The sequence below is a fragment of the Rathayibacter sp. AY1F4 genome (genome assembly GCF_002931775.1).
Taxonomy (GTDB): Bacteria; Actinomycetota; Actinomycetes; order Actinomycetales; family Microbacteriaceae; genus Rathayibacter.
In genome coordinates this window covers 140,017-155,528 of record NZ_PSVE01000007.1, presented here as the reverse complement: position 1 = coordinate 155,528, position 15,512 = coordinate 140,017, and the positions used below count along the sequence as shown (strand labels likewise).

Here is a 15,512-nt window from a genome sequence, read left to right as displayed (position 1 = left end):
CACCATTCGGTCAGTCCCGCGCGGAGAGGACGACGTTCCCCGTCTCGGTGATGGCGATCGTGTGCTCCATGTGGGCGCCGCGAGAGCCGTCACGGCTGCGGAGGGTCCAGCCGTCCTTGTCCGTGTAGATCTCGTCGGTCGTCTGCAGGAACCACGGCTCGATCGCGACGACGAGACCCGGGCGGAGCGGGTAGCCGCGGCCGGCGCGTCCGTCGTTGGGGATGTGCGGATCGCCGTGCATCGTGCGGCCGACGCCGTGGCCGCCGAAGTCGGTGTTGATGGACAGGCCCTCGGCGTGTGCGACGGCCGCGATGGCCGCGGAGATGTCGCCGATCTTCTTCCCGGGCTGCGCGGCGGCGATGCCGGCCTCGAGCGCGCGGGTGGTGGTGTCGATGAGGGCGAGGTCCTCCTCGCGCGGCGTCCCGACCACGACGCTGATGGCCGAGTCGGCGACCCAGCCGTTCACGGAGGCGGCGAAGTCGAGGGTGAGCAGGTCGCCGTCCTTCAGCCGGTAGTCGAAGGGCAGGCCGTGCAGCACCGCGTCGTTGACGGAGGTGCAGATGACCTTGCCGAAGGGGCTGGCGCCGAAGGAGGGGTGGTAGTCGATGTAGCAGGACTCGGCGCCGGCCGTGCGGATCATGTCGTGGGCGAGCCGGTCGAGCTCGAGCAGGTTCACGCCGACCGCGGCAGCGGCGGAGGTGGCCTTCAGTACCTCGCCGACGAAGCGGCCGGCGGGACGCATCTCCTCGATCTCGGCGGGGGTGCGTAGCTCGATCATCCTGATCCTCTCGGGGTCCGCTGAGCCGTCGCTCAGCGGTGGTGGGTACGGTCGGTGCATGCGCACGCGACGGGCATTCGGTTCCTGGCAGTTCCCGGCGGCGATCGTGCTGCCCTTGTGGATCCTCCTCGGCTACGGGGTCTTCGGAGGATCGAGCGGCTGGACCGTGCTCGGCCTGGTGATCGCCCTCCCCATTCTGGCGGTCGCGCTGGCGGCTGTGGCCGCGATCGTCGCATTCCGGGTGACCGTTCGGCCCACGCGCACTCCCGCGTGGGGCGACGTGGCCGTGGTCGGCGCCTGGCACCTCTCCCTGATCGCCTTCGGCTTCTTCCCGCCCGGCGCCTGGGCGCTGGGCCTGCTCTCGGTGGTCCTCGGAGTGGCGGCCTTCTGGCACTCGGCGTGGCGGTTCCTCGCCGACGCGAAGGCCACTCTCCTCGCCTTCTCGGAGGCGGCGTCCGTGCAGGCCGAGGGCGCTCACCGCCCCGTTTCCGGCGAGGGCTTCGACCCGGAGCGCCCGCAGGACGGGCAGACCATCGTCCTCTGAAGGTCGGGCGTCCCGAGAGGCGCTGTCCCCTGCGAGGCCCCGCCCTGCTCCACGGCTCGGCACTCTCGACGGATCCGCCCTCTGCGCAGCTCTGCCTCCGGGTGACCCTGCCCTCCTCATGACCCTGCTTTGACTCCGATCGACGCGGCATGGCAGAATGAGCGCTTGTGCCTCGCGCAGGCTCTGCCACAGGGGAGCCGCGACGACGTGGGCACGACCGACTTCCATCAACGAAACGGTGTTCGACCTGTGGCGGGCACGGAGAGCGATACAGCATGCACATCCTCGATTCCGTCGATGCGGCGTCCCTCCGCAGCGATGTCCCGGACTTCCGCGCCGGCGACACCGTCAAGGTCCACGTCAACATCGTCGAGGGCTCCCGCTCGCGCATCCAGGTCTTCCAGGGCGTCGTCATCGGCCGCTCCAACGAGGGCGTCCGCGAGACCTTCACCGTCCGCAAGGTGAGCTTCCAGGTCGGCGTCGAGCGCACGTTCCCCGTGCACTCGCCGGTCATCGACCACATCGAGGTCGTCACCCGCGGCGACGTCCGTCGCGCGAAGCTCTACTACCTGCGCAACCTCCGCGGCAAGAAGGCCAAGATCAAGGAGAAGCGCGACGCCTGAGCGGCATCCGCACGACTTCTCGGGAACCCCGGTCCACCTATGATGGACCGGGGTTCCTCCCTTTCTCGGGGGCGATCCGTCCGGGGAGTCCACCCGGTGATGCACAGTAGGGGCGACGGCGAGCGATGACAGACAGCACGGCCCCGGTCCGCCTCCCCGGAGGCGAGGACCACGCCCGCCACTCGGCGGATCCGTCCGAGAAGCGCCCGCGCAAGCGCCGGGGAGTCCTGCTCTTCCTCCGCGACGTGCTGATCATCTTCGTGGTCGCGGTGCTCGTCTCCTTCCTCGTGAAGACCTTCCTGATCCGCTCCTTCTACATCCCCTCCTCCTCCATGGAGCAGACGCTCGTCGAGAACGACCGGATCCTCGTGAACGAGCTCGTACCCGGAGTGGTGAAGATCTCGCGCGGCGACGTCGTCGTCTTCCGCGATCCCGGCGGATGGCTCTCGCCGAGCTCCGAGCCCTCCGTGCCGCCGTTCCAGGCCGCGGTCGACTCCGCCCTCGCGCTCGTCGGCCTCACCGCTCCCGACAGCAACGACCACCTCATCAAGCGCGTCATCGGCCTGCCGGGCGACCACGTGACCTGCTGCACACCGCTCGGCCAGGTCGAGATCAACGGCAACCCGATCGACGAGCCCTACGTGAAGCTGCCGGACGGGGTGCAGGCCGTCTCGGCCACCCCTTTCGACGTCGTCGTGCCCGAGGGCTCGCTCTGGGTGATGGGCGACAACCGCTACAACTCCGCCGACTCCCGCTACAACACCGACAAGCCGGGCGGCGGCTTCGTGCCGATCGACAACGTCGTGGGCCGCGCGATCCTCGTCACCTGGCCCGTGCAGCAGTGGGCGTGGCTCGACGACTACCCGTCGGTGTTCCGCGGAGTCGACACCGAGGCGTCCGAGGAGGGCTCGGACGACGCGCAGAGCGGGCAGGGCTAGGTGGTCGTCGCCGAGCCGACTCTGACGCAGGAGCGGCGCCTCTTCCGGCAGGGCTACGAGACGGTCATCGGCTGCGACGAGGTCGGCCGCGGCGCGATCGCCGGCCCGGTGTCGGTCGGCGTCGTGTCGATCGGCAGCCGTTGCGGGCGCTTCCCCGAGGGGCTCCGCGACTCCAAGATGCTCGCTCCCGCCCGCCGCGAGGCGCTCCTGCCGGGGGTCGCGAAGTGGGTCTCGGCCTGGGCGATCGGCGAGTCCTCGGCGGACGAGATCGACGAGACCGGGATCATCGCGGGCCTCGGCCGCGCTGCGTCGAGGGGCATCGAGCGCCTCGCCGACCAGGGCGTCGACCTCGCCACCGCCGTCGTCCTCCTCGACGGCGCCCACGACTGGCTGACGCCCGCGCTGGGCGAGTGGGCGGCCGAGCTGACGATCGTCACCCGCGTGAAGGCCGACCGCGACTGCGCCGCCGTCTCCGCCGCCTCCGTGCTCGCGAAGGTGGGCCGGGACGGTCAGATGGTGCGCCACCACGACGACTTCGCCGACTACGCCTGGGACAGCAACAAGGGCTACGGCAGCGCCGCACACTGGGCGGGGATCGAGCGGGTCGGCCCGTCCCCGCTCCACCGGGTGACCTGGCTGTCGAAGTCGCGGGAGAGCGTCGAGGAGCCGCTCCCGGCGCTCGGGCCCGTCGGCTCGGCGTAGGATTGTCCAACGATGGATGAGGACGAATTCGAGGACTACGACCGCGAGGTCGAGCTGGCACTGTACCGGGAGTACCGCGACGTCGTCTCGCAGTTCTCGTACGTCGTCGAGACCGAGCGCCGGTTCTACCTGGCGAACGAGGTCGACCTGGTCCGCCGCGACACCGAGCACGACTTCTACTTCGAGCTCACCATGCGCGACGTGTGGGTCTGGGACGTCTACCGCTCCGACCGCTTCGTGAAGTCGGTGCGCGTGCTGACCTTCAAGGATGTCAACGTCGAGGAGCTCTCCCGCAAGGAGTTCGAGCTCCCCAAGGAGCTCGCGCTCGACGAGTAGCCCTCTGTCGCGGCAGGCTCCGGACCCCTTGCTGGTCGCGTAGCCGCCTCCGGCGGCGCATCGAGATCCGGTGCCCGGAGCCCCACCCCGCTCCGGAGCTCTCTCGGATGCGCGCCTCCGCGGGTCTCGTCTTCAGGCGGCGCGGATACATCCGCTGGTCGCGTAGCCGCACCCGGCGGCGTATCGAGACCACGGCCGACGTCCCTCCCCACCCGCCACCTCGGCCCTCTTCTCCCCGGATCCCCTCCCGGCCATACAGCGCTCGTTCTTGCTCCGGCACGCTTCCGGCAGGAGGACGCATGGACAAGGACGAACTGGGGCGGCGCGGCGAGGAGATCGCGGCGGCGCACCTGAGAGACAACGGATTCGAGATCCTCGACCGCAACTGGCGGGTCCGCGAGGGCGAGCTCGACATCGTGGCCCGCGACGGGTCGGCACTGGTCGTGGTGGAGGTGAAGACGCGCTCGTCGACGCGCTTCGGACTGCCAGTCGAGGCCATCACGCGGGCCAAGGCGCAGCGCCTGCGGCGACTCGCCTACGCCTGGGCCGACGAGCACCACGAGCGCTCCCGGCATCTGCGGATCGACGCGGTCGGCATCGTCGCTCCCGGGGGAGTCCCGTCGCAGATCCGGCACCTGCGGGCGGTGGCCTGATGGGCCTGGGGAGGACCTCCGCGGTCGGTCTCGTCGGCTTCGCGGGAGCCGTGGTCGGGGTGGAGGCCCACTCGGCCGACGGCACCCCGGGCATGGTGATCATCGGGCTGCCCGACGCCGCGCTCGCGCAGGCGAAGGAGCGGGTGCGCTCGGCGGCGATCAACTCCGGGAGCACCATCGCCGAGTACAAGATCACCGTGAACCTCTCGCCGGCCGCGATGCCCAAGCACGGCTCCGCCTTCGATCTCGCCATCGGGCTGGCCGCGCTCGCATCGCTCCGCGAGGTCGATGCGGAGTCGGTCGCCGCGGTCGTCCACATCGGGGAGCTCGGCCTGGACGGCCGACTGCGCTCCGTCCCGGGCGTGCTGCCCGCGGTGCTCGCGGCCGCCCGCGAGGGCAGGCGCCGCGTGATGGTCCCCGTCGAGGACCGGCTCGAGGCGGAGCTGGTCGACGGCGTCGAGGTGATCGCGGTCTCCTCGCTGGCGGCGGCCGCCGTCTGGCACGGAGCCGAGTGGGAAGTGCCGGTGCTCCCCGAGGCCGCGCCGCCGTCTGAGACGGTGTCCGAGCCGGAGGCCCGCCTCGACCTCTCCGACGTGGTGGGGAACGAGGAGGCGGCCGAGGCGATGGTCGTCGCGGCGGCGGGCGGGCACCACGTGTTCCTGCTCGGGCCTCCCGGCGCCGGGAAGACGATGCTCGCCTCGCGCTTGCCGGGCATCCTCCCCGACCTCGACGACGATGCAGCGCTCGAGGCCACCTGCATGCGCTCGCTCGTCGGAGCGCCGACCGGTGGCGCTCTGGTGCGCAGGCCGCCGTTCGAGAGTCCGCACCACTCCGCTTCGTCCGCCGCGATCGTCGGCGGGGGCGGCGGACGCATCCGTCCCGGCGCGGTCGCCCGAGCCACTCGCGGAGTGCTGTTCCTCGACGAGGCCCCCGAGTTCTCCTCGGTGGCCCTGGACGCGCTGCGCCAGCCGCTCGAGTCCGGGGTGATCCGCATCCACCGGGCGAACGCTGTCGCCGAGTTCCCCGCGCGGGTGCAGCTCGTCCTCGCGGCGAACCCGTGCCCGTGCGGCCGCTTCGGCATCCCCGGCGAGACGTGCACCTGCGCCCCCTCGGTCCGCCGCCGCTACCTCGCGCGGCTCAGCGGACCGCTGCTCGACCGCGTCGACATCCGCCTGACGGTCCGCCGCATCAGCGCGGCTCAGCTGGCCGCGCGCCGAGACACGTCCGGCGTGTCGACGGCACAGGCCCGCGATCGTGTCGCCGCGGCACGGTCCCTCGCAGCGGCTCGCCTCGCCTCCACCCCGTGGACGCTCAACTCGGAGGTCTCCGGCGCCTTGCTGCGCTCGGACGCGCTGCGCCCGACCAGTGCCGAGTCCCGCACGCTCGACCGGGCTCTGGAGCGAGGTCTGGTGACCATGCGCGGCTACGACCGGGTCCTGCGCCTGGCCTGGACGCTCGCGGACCTCGACGCAGCCGACCGGCCGAGTGCCGCCCACCTCTCGCGCGCGCTCGTCCTCCGGGGAGGTGCCGCGTGATCCGGCCCGACGCGCTCTTCGACGGCGCGGAGCTCGACGCCGTTCGCCGACTGCGGCCGAGCGGCGCAGCCGATCCGGACTTCGCTGCCGATGGCGAGCCTTCGGGTGAGTCCGGCTGCGCTCGGAGCGCACTCGTCGACGCTGCTGCCCGGTGCGGCTGGAACTCTCTGACCGAGCCCGGCGACTCCGTCGCCGCCCTCCTCATCGAGAGGGTCGGCGCGGCCGAGGCCTTCGCCCACGTCGTGTCCTCGTCGTCCGCGGAGGAGATCCTCGCGCCCCCGCATCGCGCTCCCTCCGACGAAGGAGGCGCGGCGCTCGCGCCCCTCGACTCCGAGGTCGCCGCGCTCCAGTCGGGGCTGGCGCGCTGGCGACCGCGCCTGGACCGCAGGCTCCTGTTCCGACGTCTCGAGATCGCCGAGCGACTCGGCGCCCGGCTGCTCCTGCCCGGGGCTCCCGTGTGGCCCGAGTCGCTCGACGACCTCGGGCCGCACGCGCCACTCCTGCTCTGGCTGCGCGGTGATCCCGCCGCCTTCGATCCGCCGCACCGCCTCGCCCTCGTCGGCGCCCGCGCTGCGACCGGTTACGGCGAGCACGTGGCCGCCGAGCTCGCCGCGGGCGTCGCGGCGCGAGGCGTCTCCGTCGTCTCGGGCGGTGCCTTCGGGATCGACGCGGTCGCCCACCGCGCCGCCCTCGGCTCCGGAGGCCGCACGGTCGCCTTCCTCGCCGGGGGAGCGGACCGCCTCTACCCGACGGCTCACGCCGACCTCCTCCACCGCATCATCGCCACCCCCGGCTGCGCCGTCGCGACGGAGGTCCCGCCGGGCACCACGCCCACCCGCTGGCGATTCCTGCAGCGCAACCGCCTCATCGCCGCCTCCACCTCCGCCACCGTCGTCGTCGAGGCCGGTGCCCGCTCCGGCTCCCTCAACACCGCCGGCCACGCCGCTGCCCTGGGCCGCCCCCTCGGCGCGGTCCCGGGCCCGGTCACCAGCGCCTCCTCCGCCGGCTGCCACCGGCTCTTCCGCGAGTACGCGGCGACCTGCGTCACCTCGCCGCCGGACGTGCTCGAACTGCTCGGGGTCGGTGACGAGGACGGTCCGACCGACGGCCGGACGGAGGCGGAAGCACGAGTACTCCAGCATCTGACTGAGCGGGTGGAGGGCTGCGGCGCCGCTGCGATCGCCGCGGAGACGGGTCAGACCAGTGCCGACACGATCGCCGCCCTGGGCTCCCTTCTCTCGGAGGGCCTCGCCGTGCAGACGGAGACCGGACAGTGGAGGCGGGGGGCGAGAGCAGCGCGAGAGGCGCGATCTCCGGCTCCGGAGAGGGACGGATCAGTGTGATCCCGGCCGGCAGTCAGCGGGGCTGCGCCCCCTCCGTCGACTACGTCTGGGGAGTCGGGGCGAAGATGCCGACAAGACCCCCGGCGACGAGCGAGGCGATCGTGTAGGCCGCCGACGCGTCCTGGCCGAGGCCGCTGAGAACCAGGGCACCGACCAGGGCGACCAGGACGACGGCAGCGAGGACGGGGACGATCCTGGTCAAGATCTTCATCTTGTTCGACTCGTTCGTGAGCGTGTAGCCGTACTTCGCGGCCAGAACCCCGGCGAGTTCGCGGGCGTCCTCCTCGGGCAGGCTCTCGACCTGGCTCTTCGCGGCGAGGCCCGCGGAACTGAACGTCGTCATCGTCTTTCCTTCCTCATCGAATGAAAGTGAGCGAACCGTACTGCCGCCTCCGAGCAGTCACAAGGGGACTTCGGAAGTACGTCTTCCACGGCCGAGCCGCGGCCGAGGATCCGACACCGTCCGGGAAGGTCCGCCCGACATCGACACCGATGCTGATGCTGATGCTGATGCTGATGCTGATGCTGATGCTGATGCTGATGCTGATGCTGATGCTGTTGCTGTTGCTGTTGCTGTTGCTGTTGCTGTTGCTGTTGCTGTTGCTGTTGCTGATGCTGATGCTGATGCTGATGCTGACGCCGATGCTGACGCCGATGCCGATGCCGATGCCGATGCCGACGCCGATGCCGACGCCGACGCCGACGCCGACGCCGACGTTGCTTCGTCGGTACGAGGCGCGGCCGCCGGTCCACGAACTGCTGCACGGGTAATCCGTGCACGGGGCGGCCCCGCCGCCGCGGCGCTGTCGGCGGTCCGCCCTACGCTGAAGGGGCATCGGCGAGGGGAGCGGCATGGACGCCACGGCAGCAGGACACGGCGGGGAGCGCCCGCGGCTCGGGCACTTCCGCGCCGCCGACAGGGTCATCGCGCATCTGAGCGACACGCACCTGCTGGCCGACGGCGCTCCGCTCTACGGGAAGGTCGACACGACCGCCCGTCTCGCGCAGGCGGTCGGCCGGCTGGCCGAGCGCGGCGGACGCCTGGACGCGATCGTGGTGACCGGGGACGTCGCGGACCGCGGCGAGGAGGACGCCTACCGGCGCGTGCGCGAGCAGCTCAACCCCGTGGGCGAGCGGTTCGGCTGCCCGATCGTCTGGGTGATGGGCAACCACGACGAGCGCGGAGCGTTCCGGCGGGTGCTCCTCGAGCAGGACCCGGCGGGCGCAGGACCTGTGGACCAGGTCGTCGACCTCGGCGGGCTCCGGCTCATCGCGCTCGACAGCGCGGTGCCCGGCTTCCACCACGGCGACCTCACCGACGCCCAGCTGGCCTGGCTGAAGGACGAGCTCGCCGCACCGGCCCCGCTGGGGACGATCCTCGCCCTGCACCACCCTCCGCTGCCCACGCCGCTCGGCGCGATGACCGTGCTCGAGCTGCGGGGGATCGTCCGCCTCGAGGAGGTGGTGCGCGGTACCGACGTCCGCGCGATCCTCGGCGGCCACCTGCACTACCCCACGGCAGCGACCTTCGCGGGCGTGCCCGTGCTCGTGGCCGGCGCCACCAGCTACACGATGGATCTCGGAGCGCCCGAGCGGGAGCTCGCCGGCATCGACGGAGCGCAGAGCCTCTCGCTCGTCCACGTCCACCCGGAGACGGTGGCCGCCTCGTTCGTGCCGACGGCGCCGGCCCCGATCGCGACGCGGTTCGGCTCCGACCTGATCGAACGGCTCGAGGGGCTCGACGAGCAGGGGCGCATCGACCTCTGGTCGCGGATGCCGAACGGATCATGACCGGCGAGACGCTCGCCGACTCGGTCGAGCACTTCCTCCGCTACGTCCTCGACGAGCGGTCCCTCTCGCCCGCCACCGCGAAGGGCTACCGCTCCGACCTCGCGCGCCTGATCGCCCACACCGAGGAGAAGGGGCGGGTCCTCACCGCTGAGCTCGACCTCGAGCTGCTGCGCGACTGGCTCTGGCGCGAGTCGGAGTCGGGCATCGCCCGCGCGACCCTCGCCCGGCGCACCGCGGCCGTCCGCTCCTTCTCCTCCTGGGCGCAGCGGTCCGAGCGGCTTCCCCTCGACGTCGCCGCGCGCCTCAAGACGCCCAAGTCGGGACGGACACTGCCGCGGGTCCTGACGCTCCCGCAGGCGGAACAGGTGCTCGACACGGTCGCGGCGCGCGGCGCGACAGAGGACCCGGTGGCGCTGCGGGACCTCGCGATCGTCGAGCTGCTCTACGCCTCCGGCATCCGCGTCTCCGAGCTGGTCGCCGTCGACCTGGGCGACGTCGATCTCGGCCGGCTCACCGTGCTCGTCACCGGCAAGGGCGCCAAGCAGCGGGTCGTCCCGTTCGGCGTCCCCGCGAAGGAGGCGCTCGTCGACTACCTGGAGCGCGCCCGACCCTCTCTCGCCACCGGCGACGGGAGCGGGGCCCTGCTGCTGGGACGGCGGGGCGCGCGCCTCACCCCGCGCACGGTCTACGGCGTGGTGGCGAGGCTCCTCGACGGCGGGCAGGGCTCCGGACCGTCCGGTCCGCACACCCTCCGCCACACCGCGGCGACCCATCTGCTCGACGGCGGAGCCGACCTCCGCGCCGTCCAGGAGCTGCTCGGCCACGCGAGCCTGGGCACCACGCAGATCTACACCCACGTCTCGACCGAGCGGATCCGCGACGCCTACCGCCTCGCCCACCCCCGCGCCTGACCGGACGCGCGAGTCGCTGGACGCACCCTTCCGCGCCACTCGCTGAACACCCTGCGCCATGTCGTCCATCGGCAGGAGCACCGCCCGGGGGATCCCGCCGAAGAACCGCATCGGCGAGACGTAGTCGCCACCCTCGCGGACGCCGAGGTGCACGCACCTCCCGTCGCAGTGGCCGCCCGCACCCACTGCTCCGACGGGCTGGCCCGCGGTGAGGACCTGCCCCGCCGTCACCGATCCGTCGACCGGCTCGACCGTCGAGACCAGACCGTCCGCGTGCACGATGCTCACCACGGACCGGTCGACCACCCTGCCCGAGAACGACACGGTGCCCGCCGCGACGGCGACCACGGGCTGCCCGGCCGCTGCCGCGAGGTCGATCCCGCGGTGCCCGGGGGCGTAGCGGTGGGCCGGCGCGCCCCACGGCTCCACGACGGAGAAGCCCGCGACGGGGGAGGTCCACCGTGGATCGGACCGGCCGGGGGACGAGGTGCCGGAGGGCGAGGCGCCGAGAGGCGCCCCGACGAGCAGAGCGGCGAGGGCGAACACGCCCGGGCGCAGGAGTCGGGATCGGAGCATGCGGCCACCCTCCTGGAGCCGGTCCGGGACCGGTGGGCGGCCGAGCGGATCAGGGGAGGAGAGCGCGGCGGGCCCGGCTGTGGAGGGAGGACATCGGCCGGGGGAGAGCGCAACCCGTCCCGGCGGTGCCGCGGCGAGGAGTAACGTGCCGGTGATCCGGCTCGGGAGCGGCACCCCGCCCCCACCGGCGGCGAGAATCGGAGACGACCATGACCAGCGGACGATCTGACACGACCAGCGGGAGAGCGGACATCCCGAACCCCTCGGCGGCGAAGCTGAAGAGGAAGGTGATCGGCCTCGCGATCGCGGCGGCGGTCGGCGGCTTCCTCTTCGGCTTCGACTCGTCGGTGGTGAACGGTGCCGTGGAGGCGGTGCAGGGCGAGTTCCAGCTCTCGGCCGCGCTGATCGGCTTCGCCGTCGCCTCCGCGCTGCTCGGCTGCGCACTCGGCGCGTACCTCGCGGGCCGCCTGGCCGACCGCTGGGGCCGCATCAAGGTCATGCTGCTCGGCGCCGGGCTCTTCTTCATCTCCTCCATCGGCGCCGGCGCGGCGTTCGCGGTCTGGGACCTCGTGCTCTGGCGCGTGGTCGGTGGCCTCGGCATCGGCATCGCCTCCGTGATCGCTCCGACCTACATCTCGGAGATCGCGCCCAAGGCCATCCGCGGAGCCCTCGCATCGCTGCAGCAGCTGGCGATCACGCTCGGCATCTTCGCCGCCCTGCTCTCGGACACCCTCATCGCGAACGGCGCGGACGGCGCCTCCGAGCCCTTCTGGTTCGGCGTCGCCGCCTGGCGCTGGATGTTCATCGCCTGCGCCGTGCCGGCCGTGATCTACGGCCTCCTGGCCCTGACCCTGCCGGAGTCGCCCCGCTACCTCGCGACCCGCGGCCGCTCCGAGGACGCCCGCGCGGTGCTCGCGACGGTCACGCCGCGCGACGAGGTCGACGAGGCGCTCGCGGACATCCAGAAGAAGATCGACGAGGACTCCGAGAACGCGAAGCGCTCCAGCCTCCGCGGCCCCGCCCTCGGCCTGCTCCCGGTGGTCTGGGTCGGCATCCTGCTGTCGGTGTTCCAGCAGTTCGTGGGCATCAACGTGATCTTCTACTACTCCACCTCGCTCTGGAGCGCGGTCGGATTCGACGAGTCCAACTCCTTCGCGATCTCGGTCTTCACCTCGGTCGTGAACGTCGTCGTCACCTTCGTGGCGATCTTCCTGGTCGACAAGGTCGGCCGGAAGCCGCTGCTGCTGGTCGGCTCGGCCGGCATGGCCGTCTCGCTCGCGCTGATGGCCATCGCCTTCAGCCAGTCCACGATCAGCGGAGAGGACGTCTCGCTGCCCGGCGCGTGGGGCCCGATCGCCCTCGTCTCGGCGAACGCGTTCGTCGTCTTCTTCGGTGCGACCTGGGGCCCGCTGGTGTGGGTCCTCCTCGGCGAGATCTTCCCGAACCGGATCCGGGCGGCCGCGCTCGGCCTGGCGGCCTCGGCCCAGTGGATCGCGAACTTCGCCATCACGGTGACGTTCCCGATCCTCTCGCAGGACGTGTCGCTCACCCTGGCCTACGGCCTCTACGCCGCCTTCGCGGCGATCTCGTTCGTGTTCGTCTTCATGTTCGTGCCCGAGACCAAGGGCCGCTCGCTGGAGGAGATGGACACCCTGCACATCCGCACCGTGATGAAGTCGGCGCGCAAGTAGCACCGGTCTTCCGAGCCCCGACGGCCGCCCTCCCGCAGCAGCGGGGGAGGCGGCCGTCCTGGTGCTAGACTCCACGGAGCACCTCGCTCGTCGGGGTGACTACGCGCGCCCATTCGGCCTCCGCTCCCCACGGTCCCTCTCCGCTCACGCGGCCGGGGCGGGAGTGCGCCGGGCGCCAGGGCGACGTGCCGACCGGCCGTCGCAGACAACCGAACGGGAGTTCGGCGCCGTCGTGCGCCCGGGCCCCGAGACAAGGAGAACGACTCATGGCAGTCGTCACCATGCGCCAGCTGCTCGACAGCGGCGTCCACTTCGGGCACCAGACCCGTCGCTGGAACCCGAAGATGAAGCGCTTCATCCTGACCGAGCGCTCGGGCAGCTACATCATCGACCTCCAGCAGTCGCTGGCCTACATCGACAAGACCTACGACTTCGTCAAGGAGACGGTCGCCCACGGCGGCACGATCCTCTTCGTCGGCACCAAGAAGCAGGCGCAGAACGCGATCTCGGAGCAGGCGACCCGCGTCGGCCAGCCCTACGTGAACCAGCGCTGGCTCGGCGGCCTCCTGACCAACTTCCAGACGGTCTCGAAGCGCCTCGCCCGCATGAAGGAGCTGGAGGAGCTCGACTTCGACGACACGTCGAAGAGCGGCTTCACCAAGAAGGAGCTCCTCATCAAGAAGCGCGAGCTCGACAAGCTGCACAAGTCGCTCGGCGGCATCCGCAACCTCTCGAAGACGCCGTCGGCCCTCTGGGTCGTCGACACCAAGAAGGAGCACCTCGCGATCGACGAGGCCAAGAAGCTGGGCATCCCGGTCATCGGCATCCTCGACACGAACTGCGACCCGGACGAGGTCCAGTACCCGATCCCGGGCAACGACGACGCGATCCGCTCGGTGAGCCTGCTCACCCGCATCGTCGCCGACGCCGCGGCCGAGGGCCTCATCCAGCGCCACCAGAAGCCCGAGGCCGAGGGCAACGTCTCCGCCGTCGAGCCGCTGGCCGAGTGGGAGCAGGAGCTGCTCTCCACCGGCGCGCCCGCCGCCGACGTGCAGGAGCCGAACGAGCAGGCCGGCGCGGAGACCGAGAAGGTCGCCGACGCCGAGGCCGAGACCGCCGACGAGGCCGTCGTCGAGGCCGAGACCCCCGCCGCGGAGGAGGCCCCCGAGGCCGACGCCGCCGAGACCTCGACCGACGAGACCGCCACCGCCTGACACCCCGTTCCGTGACGGGGGTCGGACGCCGCACCCGCGGTCGTCCGGCCCCCGCTCGGTCGGTGCACGTTCACCACGAGTAAGAACCGCCGTCACCTCGGCGTGCTGGGCTCCTCCCGTGAGCCCGCCGCGAGTGACGGCGCCACAGGGTTTCCGAACCAAGAGGAGTTCCGAGAACATGGCAAATTTCAGCCTCGCTGACGTCAAGACGCTGCGCGAGCAGCTCGGTACCGGCATGGTCGACACGAAGAACGCGCTCGTCGAGGCCGACGGCGACCTGGACAAGGCGGTCGAGATCCTCCGCCTCAAGGGCGCCAAGGGCAACGCGAAGCGCGCCGACCGCTCCACGAGCGAGGGCCTCGTCGCCGCCGCCGAGAAGGACGGCGTCGCCACGATGATCGAGCTCGCGTGCGAGACCGACTTCGTCGCCAAGGGCACGAAGTTCATCGCCCTCGCCGACGCCGTGCTCGCCGCGGTCGTCGCCGCCGGCTCCACCACGGTCGAGGAGGCCCTCGCGGCCCCCGCCGATGGCAAGACCGTCGCCGACCTCATCAACGACGAGGCCGCGATCCTCGGCGAGAAGGTGGAGCTGCGCCGCGTGGCCTCCGTCTCGGGCGAGCACTTCGCGATCTACCTCCACAAGACGAACAAGGACCTGCCCCCGCAGGTCGGCGTGGTCGTCGGCTACGCGGGTGAGGACGCCGAGACCGCGCGCTCCGTCGCCCAGCACATCTCGTTCGCGAACCCGTCCTACCTCTCGCGCGAGGACGTGCCGCAGTCCGAGGTCGACAACGAGCGCCGCATCGTCGAGGAGATCTCGCGCGGCGAGGGCAAGCCCGAGGCCGCCCTGCCGAAGATCATCGAGGGACGCGTGAACGCGTACTTCAAGCAGGTCGCCCTGCTCGACCAGGACTACGCGAAGGACAACAAGTTGTCCGTCAGCAAGGTCCTGAGCGACGCGGGCCTGACCGTGTCGGGCTTCGCCCGCTTCAAGGTCGGCGCCTAACAGCACTGCAGGAGGGAGTCCGGGTCGTTCAGTCGACCCGGGCTCCCTTCGCTCTGCCCGGGGCGGTCCCGGGCGTGGTCGCGGGGCCCGCTCCGCGCGGGATAGGTTTGTACGGGTCTACGGGAGGAAACGTCCATGACGGAGACGGATGCGATGACGACGGGCAAGCGCCGCAGGGTGCTTCTCAAGCTGTCGGGGGAGGCGTTCGGAGCCGGTACGCTCGGCGTGAACCCGGACGTGATCAGCGCCCTGGCGCGCGAGATCGCCGATGCCGCGACCGAGGTGGAGATCTCGGTGGTCGTCGGCGGCGGCAACTTCTTCCGAGGAGCCGAGCTCTCGCAGCGCGGCATGGACCGCGGCCGGGCCGACTACATGGGCATGCTGGGCACAGTGATGAACGCCCTCGCCCTCCAGGACTTCCTCGAGCAGGCGGGCGCCGAGACGCGTGTGCAGTCCGCGATCGCGATGACGCAGGTCGCGGAGCCCTACATCCCCCGCCGGGCGATCCGGCACATGGAGAAGGGCCGCGTCGTCATCTTCGGCGCCGGCGCCGGACTCCCGTACTTCTCGACCGACACGGTCGCCGCGCAGCGCGCGCTCGAGACGCACGCCGACGTGGTCCTCGTCGCCAAGAACGGCGTGGACGGCGTGTACGACGCCGACCCGCGGACGAACCCCGACGCGAAGAAGCTCGACGCGCTGACCTACCAGGAGGCGCTCCAGCGGGGCCTCAAGGTGGTCGACTCCACCGCGTTCAGCCTCTGCATGGACAACGGCATGCCGATGCAGGTCTTCGGCATGGAGCCCTCGGGCAACGTCGCGAAGGCCATCCGCGGCGCCGAGCTCGGCACGCTCGTCTCGAACTAGACTG

The 15,512-nt window shown here is 71.6% G+C and carries 17 protein-coding genes and 1 pseudogene; 15 read left to right on the top strand and 3 right to left on the bottom strand.

Features of this window, described 5'->3' with window-relative positions:
* Positions 1-10: 10 nt before the first annotated feature.
* Complete coding sequence (map, locus tag C5C59_RS06395) at positions 11-778, bottom strand: type I methionyl aminopeptidase (RefSeq protein ID WP_104238530.1); 768 nt, start codon at positions 776-778, stop codon at positions 11-13.
* Positions 779-836: 58 nt separating this feature from the next.
* Here map and C5C59_RS06390 point away from each other — a divergent pair, with 58 nt between their 5' ends.
* From C5C59_RS06390 to dprA, 8 genes are all read left to right on the top strand, one after another.
* Complete coding sequence (locus C5C59_RS06390; protein ID WP_104238529.1) at positions 837-1,322, top strand: hypothetical protein; 486 nt, start codon at positions 837-839, stop codon at positions 1,320-1,322.
* Between the two features lie 275 nt (positions 1,323-1,597).
* Positions 1,598-1,945, top strand: a complete 348-nt coding sequence (gene rplS / locus C5C59_RS06385) for a 50S ribosomal protein L19 (RefSeq protein ID WP_104223904.1) — start codon at positions 1,598-1,600, stop codon at positions 1,943-1,945.
* A gap of 125 nt (positions 1,946-2,070) precedes the next feature.
* Positions 2,071-2,883, top strand: a complete 813-nt coding sequence (lepB, locus tag C5C59_RS06380; RefSeq protein WP_104226871.1) for a signal peptidase I — start codon at positions 2,071-2,073, stop codon at positions 2,881-2,883.
* Positions 2,884-3,585 carry a ribonuclease HII gene (locus tag C5C59_RS06375; RefSeq protein WP_104226870.1) on the top strand — a complete coding sequence of 234 codons (702 nt, stop codon included), beginning with the start codon at positions 2,884-2,886 and terminating at the stop codon, positions 3,583-3,585.
* Between the two features lie 12 nt (positions 3,586-3,597).
* A complete protein-coding gene (locus C5C59_RS06370; protein WP_055792576.1) occupies positions 3,598-3,921 on the top strand; it encodes a DUF2469 domain-containing protein in 324 nt (107 codons plus the stop codon).
* Positions 3,922-4,220: 299 nt separating this feature from the next.
* The gene (locus C5C59_RS06365; protein ID WP_104223901.1) at positions 4,221-4,574 is read left to right on the top strand and encodes a YraN family protein; all 354 of its coding nucleotides are present in this window, start codon (positions 4,221-4,223) and stop codon (positions 4,572-4,574) included.
* The gene (locus C5C59_RS06360; RefSeq protein WP_104238528.1) at positions 4,574-6,109 is read left to right on the top strand and encodes a YifB family Mg chelatase-like AAA ATPase; all 1,536 of its coding nucleotides are present in this window, start codon (positions 4,574-4,576) and stop codon (positions 6,107-6,109) included. Before C5C59_RS06365 ends, C5C59_RS06360 begins: the two co-directional genes overlap by 1 nt.
* Entirely contained in the window at positions 6,106-7,452 is a 1,347-nt protein-coding gene (gene dprA, locus C5C59_RS06355; protein ID WP_258062622.1) for a DNA-processing protein DprA, read from the top strand. The genes C5C59_RS06360 and dprA overlap by 4 nt, the downstream gene beginning before the upstream one ends.
* Before the next feature lie 40 nt (positions 7,453-7,492).
* On the opposite strand, the gene C5C59_RS06350 is transcribed toward dprA, so the two are convergent.
* Positions 7,493-7,795, bottom strand: a complete 303-nt coding sequence (locus C5C59_RS06350; protein WP_104238527.1) for a hypothetical protein — start codon at positions 7,793-7,795, stop codon at positions 7,493-7,495.
* Between the two features lie 161 nt (positions 7,796-7,956).
* Between C5C59_RS06350 and C5C59_RS06345 the strand changes: the two genes are divergently transcribed.
* From C5C59_RS06345 to C5C59_RS06335, 3 genes are all read left to right on the top strand, one after another.
* The gene (locus C5C59_RS06345; protein WP_181134842.1) at positions 7,957-8,223 is read left to right on the top strand and encodes a hypothetical protein; all 267 of its coding nucleotides are present in this window, start codon (positions 7,957-7,959) and stop codon (positions 8,221-8,223) included.
* A gap of 81 nt (positions 8,224-8,304) precedes the next feature.
* Complete coding sequence (locus tag C5C59_RS06340; protein WP_104238525.1) at positions 8,305-9,243, top strand: phosphodiesterase; 939 nt, start codon at positions 8,305-8,307, stop codon at positions 9,241-9,243.
* Positions 9,240-10,154 (top strand): tyrosine recombinase XerC, encoded by a 915-nt coding sequence (locus C5C59_RS06335; RefSeq protein ID WP_104238524.1) that lies wholly within the window; start codon positions 9,240-9,242, stop codon positions 10,152-10,154. The genes C5C59_RS06340 and C5C59_RS06335 overlap by 4 nt, the downstream gene beginning before the upstream one ends.
* A 123-nt stretch (positions 10,155-10,277) precedes the next feature.
* Here the strand turns inward: C5C59_RS06335 and C5C59_RS17760 are convergent.
* Positions 10,278-10,730: pseudogene (locus C5C59_RS17760) on the bottom strand (murein hydrolase activator EnvC family protein); the annotation flags it as partial.
* Positions 10,731-10,939: 209 nt separating this feature from the next.
* Here C5C59_RS17760 and C5C59_RS06325 point away from each other — a divergent pair.
* The 4 genes from C5C59_RS06325 to pyrH all read left to right on the top strand — a co-directional run bounded on the left by C5C59_RS06325 (position 10,940) and on the right by pyrH (position 15,508).
* On the top strand, positions 10,940-12,421 hold the full coding sequence (locus tag C5C59_RS06325) for a sugar porter family MFS transporter (protein ID WP_104223897.1): 1,482 nt from the start codon (positions 10,940-10,942) through the stop codon (positions 12,419-12,421).
* 266 nt (positions 12,422-12,687) lie between these two features.
* Positions 12,688-13,635, top strand: a complete 948-nt coding sequence (rpsB, locus tag C5C59_RS06320) for a 30S ribosomal protein S2 (protein WP_104238523.1) — start codon at positions 12,688-12,690, stop codon at positions 13,633-13,635.
* Positions 13,636-13,813: 178 nt separating this feature from the next.
* Positions 13,814-14,641: a translation elongation factor Ts gene (gene tsf, locus C5C59_RS06315; RefSeq protein WP_104223895.1), complete on the top strand. Its 828-nt coding sequence runs from the start codon at positions 13,814-13,816 to the stop codon at positions 14,639-14,641.
* A 153-nt stretch (positions 14,642-14,794) separates the two neighbouring features.
* Positions 14,795-15,508 carry a UMP kinase gene (gene pyrH / locus C5C59_RS06310; RefSeq protein WP_374952923.1) on the top strand — a complete coding sequence of 238 codons (714 nt, stop codon included), beginning with the start codon at positions 14,795-14,797 and terminating at the stop codon, positions 15,506-15,508.
* Positions 15,509-15,512: the final 4 nt, after the last annotated feature.

Excerpts from the sequence above, each read along its gene's own strand:
- map (WP_104238530.1), bottom strand. The coding sequence starts at position 778 with ATGATCGAGCTACGCACCCCCGCCGAGATCGAGGAGATGCGTCCCGCC.
- C5C59_RS06390 (WP_104238529.1), top strand. The coding sequence starts at position 837 with ATGCGCACGCGACGGGCATTCGGTTCCTGGCAGTTCCCGGCGGCGATC.
- rplS (WP_104223904.1), top strand. The coding sequence starts at position 1,598 with ATGCACATCCTCGATTCCGTCGATGCGGCGTCCCTCCGCAGCGATGTC.
- lepB (WP_104226871.1), top strand. The coding sequence starts at position 2,071 with ATGACAGACAGCACGGCCCCGGTCCGCCTCCCCGGAGGCGAGGACCAC.
- C5C59_RS06370 (WP_055792576.1), top strand. The coding sequence starts at position 3,598 with ATGGATGAGGACGAATTCGAGGACTACGACCGCGAGGTCGAGCTGGCA.
- C5C59_RS06365 (WP_104223901.1), top strand. The coding sequence starts at position 4,221 with ATGGACAAGGACGAACTGGGGCGGCGCGGCGAGGAGATCGCGGCGGCG.
- C5C59_RS06360 (WP_104238528.1), top strand. The coding sequence starts at position 4,574 with ATGGGCCTGGGGAGGACCTCCGCGGTCGGTCTCGTCGGCTTCGCGGGA.
- C5C59_RS06350 (WP_104238527.1), bottom strand. The coding sequence starts at position 7,795 with ATGACGACGTTCAGTTCCGCGGGCCTCGCCGCGAAGAGCCAGGTCGAG.
- C5C59_RS06345 (WP_181134842.1), top strand. The coding sequence starts at position 7,957 with ATGCTGATGCTGATGCTGATGCTGATGCTGATGCTGATGCTGATGCTG.
- C5C59_RS06340 (WP_104238525.1), top strand. The coding sequence starts at position 8,305 with ATGGACGCCACGGCAGCAGGACACGGCGGGGAGCGCCCGCGGCTCGGG.
- C5C59_RS06335 (WP_104238524.1), top strand. The coding sequence starts at position 9,240 with ATGACCGGCGAGACGCTCGCCGACTCGGTCGAGCACTTCCTCCGCTAC.
- C5C59_RS06325 (WP_104223897.1), top strand. The coding sequence starts at position 10,940 with ATGACCAGCGGACGATCTGACACGACCAGCGGGAGAGCGGACATCCCG.
- rpsB (WP_104238523.1), top strand. The coding sequence starts at position 12,688 with ATGGCAGTCGTCACCATGCGCCAGCTGCTCGACAGCGGCGTCCACTTC.
- tsf (WP_104223895.1), top strand. The coding sequence starts at position 13,814 with ATGGCAAATTTCAGCCTCGCTGACGTCAAGACGCTGCGCGAGCAGCTC.
- pyrH (WP_374952923.1), top strand. The coding sequence starts at position 14,795 with ATGACGACGGGCAAGCGCCGCAGGGTGCTTCTCAAGCTGTCGGGGGAG.